The organism is Collinsella vaginalis, from assembly GCF_900176655.1.
Taxonomy (GTDB): Bacteria; Actinomycetota; Coriobacteriia; order Coriobacteriales; family Coriobacteriaceae; genus Collinsella; species Collinsella vaginalis.
In genome coordinates, this window is sequence record NZ_LT838852.1 from 1 (window position 1) to 9,769 (window position 9,769).

At 52.4% G+C, this 9,769-nt stretch carries 6 protein-coding genes and 1 CRISPR repeat array; all 6 genes read left to right on the forward strand.

Going from position 1 to position 9,769, the window contains the following annotated elements:
* Positions 1 to 26: 26 nt before the first annotated feature.
* Entirely contained in the window at positions 27 to 1,910 is a 1,884-nt protein-coding gene (gene uvrC / locus CAP13_RS08615; RefSeq protein WP_085831208.1) for an excinuclease ABC subunit UvrC, read from the forward strand.
* An 812-nt stretch (positions 1,911 to 2,722) separates the two neighbouring features.
* Positions 2,723 to 6,868, forward strand: coding sequence for a type II CRISPR RNA-guided endonuclease Cas9 (gene cas9 / locus CAP13_RS08620; RefSeq protein ID WP_085831205.1), 4,146 nt, complete (start codon positions 2,723 to 2,725; stop codon positions 6,866 to 6,868).
* A complete protein-coding gene (gene cas1 / locus CAP13_RS08625; RefSeq protein ID WP_085831206.1) occupies positions 6,855 to 7,733 on the forward strand; it encodes a type II CRISPR-associated endonuclease Cas1 in 879 nt (292 codons plus the stop codon). The genes cas9 and cas1 overlap by 14 nt, the downstream gene beginning before the upstream one ends.
* 23 nt (positions 7,734 to 7,756) lie before the next feature.
* Entirely contained in the window at positions 7,757 to 8,065 is a 309-nt protein-coding gene (gene cas2, locus CAP13_RS08630) for a CRISPR-associated endonuclease Cas2 (RefSeq protein WP_085831209.1), read from the forward strand.
* Positions 8,062 to 8,739: a type II-A CRISPR-associated protein Csn2 gene (gene csn2 / locus CAP13_RS08635; protein ID WP_179185024.1), complete on the forward strand. Its 678-nt coding sequence runs from the start codon at positions 8,062 to 8,064 to the stop codon at positions 8,737 to 8,739. Before cas2 ends, csn2 begins: the two co-directional genes overlap by 4 nt.
* A gap of 55 nt (positions 8,740 to 8,794) precedes the next feature.
* Positions 8,795 to 9,553: a CRISPR direct-repeat array (repeat unit 36 nt; unit sequence GTTTTGGAGCAGTGACGTCCTGACTGGTAATCAAAC).
* 36 nt (positions 9,554 to 9,589) lie between these two features.
* The coding region (locus CAP13_RS09755; protein ID WP_218775350.1) for a phage minor capsid protein at positions 9,590 to 9,769 on the forward strand (180 nt) is incomplete at its 3' end.

Here is a 9,769-nt window from a genome sequence, read left to right on the forward strand (position 1 = left end):
ACGTTGGTGCCGCCGGACCCGACGGCCTGCCGAGCTTGGCCGAGCAGGTGGCGCGCGTCCCCACCGATCCCGGCTGCTACCTGTGGCGCGACGCCGCAGGCGAGGTCATCTACGTGGGCAAGGCCAAGAATCTGCGCGCCCGCATGAAGCAGTATGTGACCCTCACGGACGACCGTGAGAAGATCCCCCTCATGATGCAGGTGGTCGCGAGCTTCGACTACCTGGTGGTGGACTCGGAGCATGAGGCGCTGGTGCTCGAGCGGAACCTCATCGCCCAGTACCACCCTTATTTCAACGTGGACTTCAAGGACGACAAATCCTATCCCTTCATCGCCATCACCAAGGGCGACCTGTTCCCGGCGATCAAGTACACGCGCGAGAAGCACCGCCCGGGTACGCGCTACTTCGGGCCTTACACCGACTCCCGTGCCGCCCGCGACACCATCGACACCCTGCGCAAGGTGATCCCCATCTGCTCCGCCACCTGCACGGAGTGGAAGGGTGTGCGCCGGCTGGTGGAGAAGCACCCCGAGGATACGGACGTCATCAACCTGATCTGCGCGCAGAAAGGCCGACCCTGCTTCGACTACCACGTGGGGCGCGGGCCGGGCGTGTGCGCCGGGGCGGTCACACCTGAGGAGTACCGGGCGAGCGTGCGCCGAGTCGAGCGCTTCCTGTCCGGGCACCGCAGCGAGGTGGTGCGGGAGCTCCGTGAGGATATGGCCGCGGCCGCAGCGGATCTCGATTTTGAGCGGGCGAGCCGTATCAAGCGCCGGCTCGAGGTGATCGCGGGTCTCGACGACCGCCAGCAGGTGGTCTTCCCCTCAAGCGTGGACATCGACCTCATCGGCTTCTACCGCGAGGAGACCATCGCCGGCGCCTGCGTCTTCTGCGTGCGCGAGGGCCGCACGGTCAGGAGCAGTGAGTTCATCCTGAACAAGGGTCTCGATGTGAGCCAGGAGGAGCTCACCGAGGGCTTCCTCAAGCGCTACTACGACGAGACGGCCGACATCCCCGCCGAGGTGAACGTCGCGATCGATCTCGAGGACGCTGAGTTGCTCGGTGAGTGGCTCACAGGGAAGCGCGGGCGCGTGGCCCGGATCCACCGGCCGCAGCGCGGTGAGAAGCGCCACCTGCTCGACACCTGCGAGCGCAACGCCCGGCACGCCCTCATGCGCCACATGGTGCGCACAGGTTACGCAGACGACCGCACGAACCAGGCGCTCCTCCAGCTTGAGAGCGCGCTTGCTCTGCCGGCCCCGCCCCTGCGCATCGAGTGCTTCGATATCTCGACCCTGCACGGGAGCTTCACGGTGGCCTCGATGGTGGTCTTCACCAACGGGCGGGCCGACAAGAGCCAGTACCGCCGGTTCAAGATTCGCGCCGAGCTCACCGAGGCGAACGACTTCGTCTCGATGCAGGAGGTGCTCGGGCGGCGCTACGCCCCGGAGCGCATGGAGGACGAGCGGTTTGGCTCCCGGCCGGACCTGCTCGTGGTCGACGGCGGCAAGCCCCAGCTCTCGGCGGCGTTAACGCAGCTCAAAGTGCTCGGACTCGACATCCCCGTCTGCGGCCTCGCGAAGAGCGACGAGGAGGTTTTCGTGCCCTGGGACGACACGCCGGTGGTCCTGCCGACGGGCTCGGCCTCGCTCTACCTGATCAAGCAGGTCCGCGACGAGTCGCATCGGTTCGCGATCACCTTCCACCGCGAGCTCCGCGACAAGGCAATGACCGTCTCCGTGCTCGACGAGGTGCCCGGCGTGGGCCCCACGCGCAAGCGCGCGATCATGCGGCATTTCGGGTCTATGAAGCGGTTGCGGGCGGCCGGCGTTGAGGACATCGCCGCGGTGAAGGGCGTGTCGGCGGACGTGGCCCAGGCGGTGTACGATACCTTGCGCGCAACGGAGTAGGGGAGTGGGGGCATTACGGTTCCTGCGCCTGAAGTGCGTAGACAACCTCCCGGTCTTTCTGTTCTCGATGTATTTGTGCGCCTGCTAGACCTCTTGACGTGCGAGCATTCGCCACATTAACAGAGATGGCATCTACCCTCCTGCGCAGGATGCTCCCTGGATGCACGATGCATGTGCTCGCCGTTTGCCCCTGCGGGTTGCCGAGCCTCTCTTTCGCAGCTTGTCCTCTGAATGCACGGTTTTTAGGGGGTCGTTTACAAGATGTCCTCTGGATGCACGGTCATTCAGAGGACATCTTGCGCTCCATGAGAGTCGCAATGGGAAATCCGCAGGTAAAAAATCTGCTTCCTTCAAGTAGCAAATTTGAGGGCCCTAAAAGTCATGCATTCAGGGGACTTCCTGTTTCTACACCCTGCAAAAAACCGTTCATTCAGAGGCCATTTGAGCCCCCGATTGCCAAGAGCAACACGTGTGAACCGATCCAAGTTAATTATCAATATACAAATTATCATTTTACAACTTAGCACCCTTTTTGCCAGAAAACATGCCATTGGCCGATTTGCGCAACTTTATGCGACAGTTGATTCAGGTGAGGCGTACAGTCGTAGCTATGCACTTGGGTTGGAGGAAAAGATGGAGGGAGTTCTCTGCCAGAAAATGCGCAAGGACCCCGAAGGGTCCTTGTTGAAGTCAAAATGCCATCTACATGGCGCCCAAAGGCTAGTATGGCTAAAGCCGTATTTTGACTCGCAGTAACGTCCTGACTGGTATCAAGACGAAACAAAGATATCACTTTTCTGAGAGGCGTAACTATGAATCTGAGAAAACTGAACGACTATTTCATCGGCTTCGATCTCGGTACGGGGTCTGTGGGCTGGGCCATCATCACTCCCGATGGAGAACTTGCACGATTCAAAGGCAAACCGGCCTGGGGAAGTCGTGTGTTCCCCACAGCCGATACTGCGGCAGACACGCGACTTAAGCGTGGTCAGCGCCGGCGGTATGAGCGCCGCCGGTGGCGCTTGGGTTTCTTGCAAGATTTTTTTCGAGAAGAGATTGATCGCGTTGATCCGGATTTCTTCAATCGACTGAATCAATCCCGCCTTATTCCAAAGGATCGGGGCTTTCACTCTCCGTTGTTCAATGACAGTGATTTCAGCGAGAAGGATTACTACGATCGCTTCCCGGCAATGCCATTTCTTCGAGCTTGGTTGATGACGACGGATGAGCGTGCCGACATTCGACTCATCTACCTTGCATTTCATAATATTGTGAAACATCGTGGTAATTTCCTTCAACAGGATAACAAGCGGCTGAGTGCCCAGACGGTTAAAACTGACGATGCTGTTGAAAAATTGGCAGAAGAGTTGTCAGCTCGTTGTGAGGCAATGGAATACCGTGTTTCCATCAATCAGCCTGTCATAGTTGAGGCATTGAAGGATGGAAGTCTAAGTCGATCTAACAAGGCTGACAGGATTGGATCTGCTGTTAACGCTTCCGAAGCAGAGCTAAAGAATCTTGGGAAAACTCTTGGTAAAGCCCTTGTTGGTTATGTTGTCGATTTCACCAAGGTCCTTCTGCTGGATGATATTGAGCTCGAAAAGGCGGCTCTCAATAATGATGAGAAAGTCGATGCGATTCTTACGAACTTACCAGATGACTGCCTGCCTCTTTTTAATGCAATCGTCGAGGTATACAGCTCTCATATCCTCATGGGGATCCTTCGTTTGAACGAAGGAGAGATCAAGACAGGTGCCCTTTCTGGGATGGATGGGCATACGCTCTCGTTTTGTCAGGCTCGCGAGTACGAGAAATATGGCACTGAACTTGCCTTGCTGAAGAAGCTGGTCAAGAAATACCGACCCGATGCGTACGGAGAGTTCTTTCGAGGCGACCGCTACGAGGGGACGACGATTTACAACAAGCAAACTGTAAAGGGGTACACCAAGTACAACGAGGTGCGGAAAACCGGCTACGAGGATTTTGCCAAGGAAGTGAAGAAGCTTTTCGAAGGGACAGGGGCAGCTACAGACCCTGGTTACCTTGAGATGATGCAATCTTTTGAAGAGCGGACCTTCCTCCGCCGGCAAAAAACGAGTGACAATGGCAGCATCCCATACCAGCTCCACCTTGAAGAGATGCTCGCCATTATTGATAATCAGGGGAAATACTACCCATTCCTATTGCAAAAGCGCGATGAGATCGCCTCATTGGTTTCATTCCGCATTCCATATTATGTCGGCCCCCTTTCGAATGTGAATGCTGCTCTTGATGCGCAGGGAAGACCGCGATTCTCCTGGGCAACGCGTAGAGATGGCATGGAGGGCACCCCGATTCGCCCTTGGAACTGGGAACAAGTTATTGATAAGAGCAAGACCGCTCAGGATTTCATCATGCGCATGACGAGTGACTGTACGTATCTATACGGACAGCCTGTACTTCCTCGATGCTCGTTACTCTACGAGGAGTTTTGCGTTCTAAACGAGTTGAATGGCGCATGGTTTACGGAGGACGGCGATACACGGGTAAGGTTTGACGCCTACAGCGACCGAGCGGGCATCGTTGAGGATCTATTTAAAGACAAGCGCAAGGTGAAGTTCATTGACGTTGCAAATTGGATGCAACGAAACGGATGCGCCGGCCCAACGATACGGGTTGGCGGTGGACAAGGGGAGGCAGGCTTTGAGAGCAGTCTTACATCGTATCGGTTCTTCTGCAAGGATGTCTTTCATGTAGACGAACTTGATCCAGCCTGGATCCCCATGATCGAGGAGATCATCCTTTGGAACACGCTCTTTGAAGATAGGAAAATTCTTAAAGAGGAAATTGAGCAAAAATACAGGGATGTGCTTACTGCGGAACAGATAAAGGTCATTTGCAAGAAGCGATTTTCTGGTTGGGGCAAGTTTTCGAAGCGACTCCTCGACGGAATTAAAGCGAAAACCGATATAGGGCCTAAGTCCATTATGGATGTTCTTCGTGAAGGTGATCCTTCGGTGAGCGGGAGGACGCGCCCCATGGTCCTCATGGAAATCCTCCGAGATGATGAGCTTGCCTTCCCAAGGATTATTGAAGAGGAGAATCTAAAGAGTGTGCCGGTTGACGGCAGACTTCAGATCGATGATTTGCCCGGGTCTCCTGCTATCCGTAGAACTATCAACCAGGCCATGCGCATACTTGATGAGATTGTCGGGATCGTGGGCAAGCCCCCCGCGAACATCTTTGTTGAGGTCACACGCGATGATGACAAGCGTACGAAGGGGAAACGCACAAGACGTCGCTATGAACAGGTGAAAGAGGCCGTCGCTGCTCTCGGAACAGAGTACGCAGAGCTCAAACGTGAATTCAAAGCACAGGACAAAGTGGCATTTGATGACACGAGGCTGATGCTGTACTTCCTGCAAGCGGGCAAATGCCTCTACTCAGGTAAGCCACTCGATATCAACAGGCTTTCGGAATATCAAGTTGATCACATTATCCCACAGGCATATGTCAAGGATGACAGCATAGAGAACAAGGCTCTCGTACTTGCAGCGGAAAATCAAAACAAGACGGATCACCTGCTTATCAGTCCTGGCGTTCGCAAAGCAAGGGGTGGGTATTGGGCTGCTCTGCATCGCGCAGGCATGATGGGCGATAAGAAGTACAACAACCTAATGCGCGCCCGGATAAGCGATGCAAAAATGAAGGGGTTCATCGCCCGTCAATTGGTTGAGACAAGCCAGAGCGTGAAGCTATTCCAGATGATGGCAGTTAATCACTATCCTGAGACTGCTGTGATCCCAGTCCGTGCGAGCTTGTCCCATGAGCTCAGAGAGGCAAAGGGGTACCACAAGTGTCGCGAGATCAATGACTATCACCATGCTCATGATGCCCTGCTTGCTGCTGAGATCGGACGGTTTTTGCTGTATCGACACAGTGAGGTTTTCAATAACCGGGTTGGGTACGAGAAGAAAGTTCGTGCCTATATCGAGAAGATGGGGGTAGATTCCGTACGGAAGGGCAAGAAGCCTGGTTCAACAAGCTTCTTCATCTCTAGTTTCCAGAAATCCGGATTTGATAAAGAGACCGGTGAGATATTCCGGGACGGATGGGATGCAGATTTCGAGTGTGAGCGCATTCGAAAGTATCTCAACTATAAGCAGGTTTTTGTAACACGCATGCCGTTAATAGACCATGGAGCGTTCTGGAAACAGACCGTCTACTCGCCTCGTGAGGCGGGGAAGAGACTCTCAATTCAGCTAAAAAACAGTTTAAATGCATCGAAATATGGAGGCTATAGCGGGGAGCAGTTTGCCTATTTCTACTGCTACGAGGCTCAGGACAAGAACGGAAAAAAGAGTATTCAGTTTTCCGAGGTCCCCGTCAGGGTTGCGAATGCCGGCAATGTCGATATTGAATCGCTCGCACGAGATCACGCTGCGTTACTTGCTTCTCGGAATGCGCCCTACGTTTTTTCACGTGTGCTGAGAGCAAAGATCCCGAAACAGCAATTGATCGAGATCGACGGGTGTCGCCTATCGGTGAGAGGGAAAGAAGAAGTGAGGTGCGCTGCCCCTATCGCGTTTACACAAGACGAGACCGCTGAGGTTATGAAATTATTCGACGCGTCTTCTTCTAAGTTGACAGAGCACGAACTCGACTCACTCTTTGAAGTGATTTGTGTCCGTGTCAATATGTATTCTAATAGACTATATTCTAATTTAAAACTTGAATCCCGTAAAAATAAATTCTATTTGCTTAATATTAATCAAAAAATCGATATTCTACGCAGCTTTATCTCTCTATCAAAAGGAGGGTCAAATTCAGAAGATCTAAGAGCAATCGGCGGATCAAAAACAAGTGGCCAATTGAAGGCCCGTTTCAATATTGAGATGAGCAAGAGTGGAAACTTTGCTTTCATTGACCAATCTATAACCGGCATGTTTGAAAAGAGGACGTTCGTTGACGAGCTTTAGAACTGTTCTCATCGAGAGTCCATGTCGACTCACATACAAAAGTGGATATATGGTTGTACATAAAGAGGATGAGACCATAAAAGTCCATCTTTCCGAGATTTCGAGCGTCATATTGCATACACTGCAGGCGCATGTCGGAGCATATCTACTTTCGGAGCTTGCAAAACAAAAGATATCGCTGGTAATTACAAACGAGAAACATAACCCAGTGGGCCAGTATTTACCTATCTACGGGGCTCATAACACAAGCAAGCGCATCATGGAACAGCTTGCATGGGGAGAGCCTGTCAAAAAACGTGTATGGCAGCGTGTTGTTCGGGAGAAGATCAAACAACAGGCGGAGCTGCTGCTTGATCGTGAGCTTGATGAGGCTCGTCTTTTGCTGAGTACTGTTAGCGACGTTCGTTCTGGTGATACAACGAATCGTGAGGCTCATGCTGCAAGGATATACTTCCAGGCCCTGTTTGGACCTGACTTCAACCGTGATATTGATTGTGCAACGAACGCGGCGTTGAATTATGGTTACGCGTTGCTGCTCTCACTGGTGAATCGAGAGATTGTCTCACGTGGGTATCTTACCCAGCGTGGCATTTGCCATAGGAGCGAATACAACGAGTTCAACTTTGCCTGCGATCTCATGGAACCGTTTAGGCCCGTGGTAGATCGAATTGTCGATGACTGGATATCGGATACTTTTGGTCCTGATGAGAAGCGCCTCCTGGCTGACTTACCAAATAAGCTACTGGATTGTAGAGGGGGATCTTACAAGTTCGGCTCAGTAGTATCTCTGTATGTGCAGGATTGCATCAATGCTCTGTGCAAAAGGATCCCCGTGGATGAGATCGAAGGATTTTCGGTGCAATGACCTCAGGATATAGGGACAGATACATGAGACTATTTGTCTTCTTTGACCTTCCAGTGCAAACAGCTGTGCAGAGAAAACGATATGCACAGTTTAGAAAGTTTTTAATCAAAGATGGATTTCTGATGATTCAGCAGTCCGTCTATGTGAAGCTATCGATCAATGAGGCGGCGGTCACTGGGACGATTGGTAGATTAAAGAAAAATAGACCAGCAGAAGGGCTTGTCCAGGTGCTTCGAGTTACTGAAAAACAGTTCTCTTGTATAGAGAGCATTGCCGGAAAGCAGGTCCAGCATGCTGAAGTCGATACGAGTGAATGCTTGCTTGTGCTATGAGGCTAGTTTTTAATTGCATTGAATCTCCGATTGATGTTGCAGCAGGCATGCCCCATGTCCTGGAGGTAGAGAATCGGAAGCTGTTCTGCCGGGTATGTCGCACGCTTTTACCTGAGACAAAAGATGAGCGAGACTGTGTCACTTTATGGGATGGCGAGGAGGGCATCTCAAAGTCTAATACGCTCATTCTAATAGGGGATCCACTGCGCTTACCGTGGGAAGAGAGACGATTGGGTGGACAGCTCCACTCGGTCATAGAGGCTCTCATCAATGAGGATGAGGAACTGAGGCTTCGAATTGAAAACACCGAGAAACAAATGAGAGGTCTCATTTCTCGTGCGAGTTTTCATATCGATGGTGAATACCATTTCGATCTAGAATGGGGCATGAGTAGGTTTTTGAAAACCTACTCATATGTTATTGATCGTTGCGAGGACGGTCCGTACCTTGAAAGCTTTATATCGTTTCTTGACTTTGTTTCGGATATGAAGTTCAAAGGTATCCTCGCTTTCATCGGACTGAAGAATTTTCTAGGGACAGATGAGCTTATAGAGGCGTATGAGCGCATCTTTTTTCATGAATTGAATGTGATCCTTTTGGAGCGCGAACACGATACAAGAAGATTCGTTCGCGAAGTCAAGACATATGTTAACCTGCAATTATTAGAAGAATAGCGCTCCAGTACAGTCAGGATTTCCGCCCTCTTGCAGCGAGGGATTTGCACCAATGGTTTTGGAGCAGTGACGTCCTGACTGGTAATCAAACACTGTAGGGCATCGGAGGTGGACCGTCCCGTTTTGGAGCAGTGACGTCCTGACTGGTAATCAAACTTCTTGGTTTCATGGGTTGCATCATGATGGGTTTTGGAGCAGTGACGTCCTGACTGGTAATCAAACTCCGGCGTGGCGTCGTCGCCGGTGTCTGTGGTTTTGGAGCAGTGACGTCCTGACTGGTAATCAAACGACCCGGTGCTGTGCGAGCTCTCGTACGCCGTTTTGGAGCAGTGACGTCCTGACTGGTAATCAAACTGTCTGCTGCTGCCATTTCGGCTCCTTATGTTTTGGAGCAGTGACGTCCTGACTGGTAATCAAACCAGATGGCGTACACGGTCGCTGAGACGGCCGTTTTGGAGCAGTGACGTCCTGACTGGTAATCAAACGACTCAAAAAGAGTAACGTAATTGCCACCAGTTTTGGAGCAGTGACGTCCTGACTGGTAATCAAACTCGGGGTCGATGAGGAGGTAGGAGTCTGCCGTTTTGGAGCAGTGACGTCCTGACTGGCAATCAAACTGCGGCCCGGTGTAAACCCAAATACCGTCAGTTTTGGAGCAGTGACGTCCTGACTGGTAATCAAACTATCCATGTTGGAGATTATGCGCGCGCGTGTTTTGGAGCAGTGACGTCCTGACTGGTAATCAAACCCGAATCGGCCCCGGATGATTGGAGTTCGGGTTTTGGAGCAGTGACGTCCTGACTGGTAATCAAACTCGACCCTGTTCTAGAGACACCTAGAGTTTTTTGGCATGCGGACTGAGGAACTGCCTGTTGAGCGGGCCGTGGCGGAGGCCGTGCGGCGCGGAGCCGATCGCGGGGTGCGCGTGGTCGACTACGCCAGCGGGTGTCGGAAGCAGCCGGACACCGTGATGCGCAGGCACATCGTGACCATGACCAAGCAGGCGTCGGTGGACCGGGCGCTGGACATC

Bases quoted from the DNA above. Each gene is read 5' to 3' on its own strand.
- cas9 (WP_085831205.1), top strand. From the start codon at position 2,723: ATGAATCTGAGAAAACTGAACGACTATTTCATCGGCTTCGATCTCGGT.
- cas2 (WP_085831209.1), top strand. From the start codon at position 7,757: ATGAGACTATTTGTCTTCTTTGACCTTCCAGTGCAAACAGCTGTGCAG.
- csn2 (WP_179185024.1), top strand. From the start codon at position 8,062: ATGAGGCTAGTTTTTAATTGCATTGAATCTCCGATTGATGTTGCAGCA.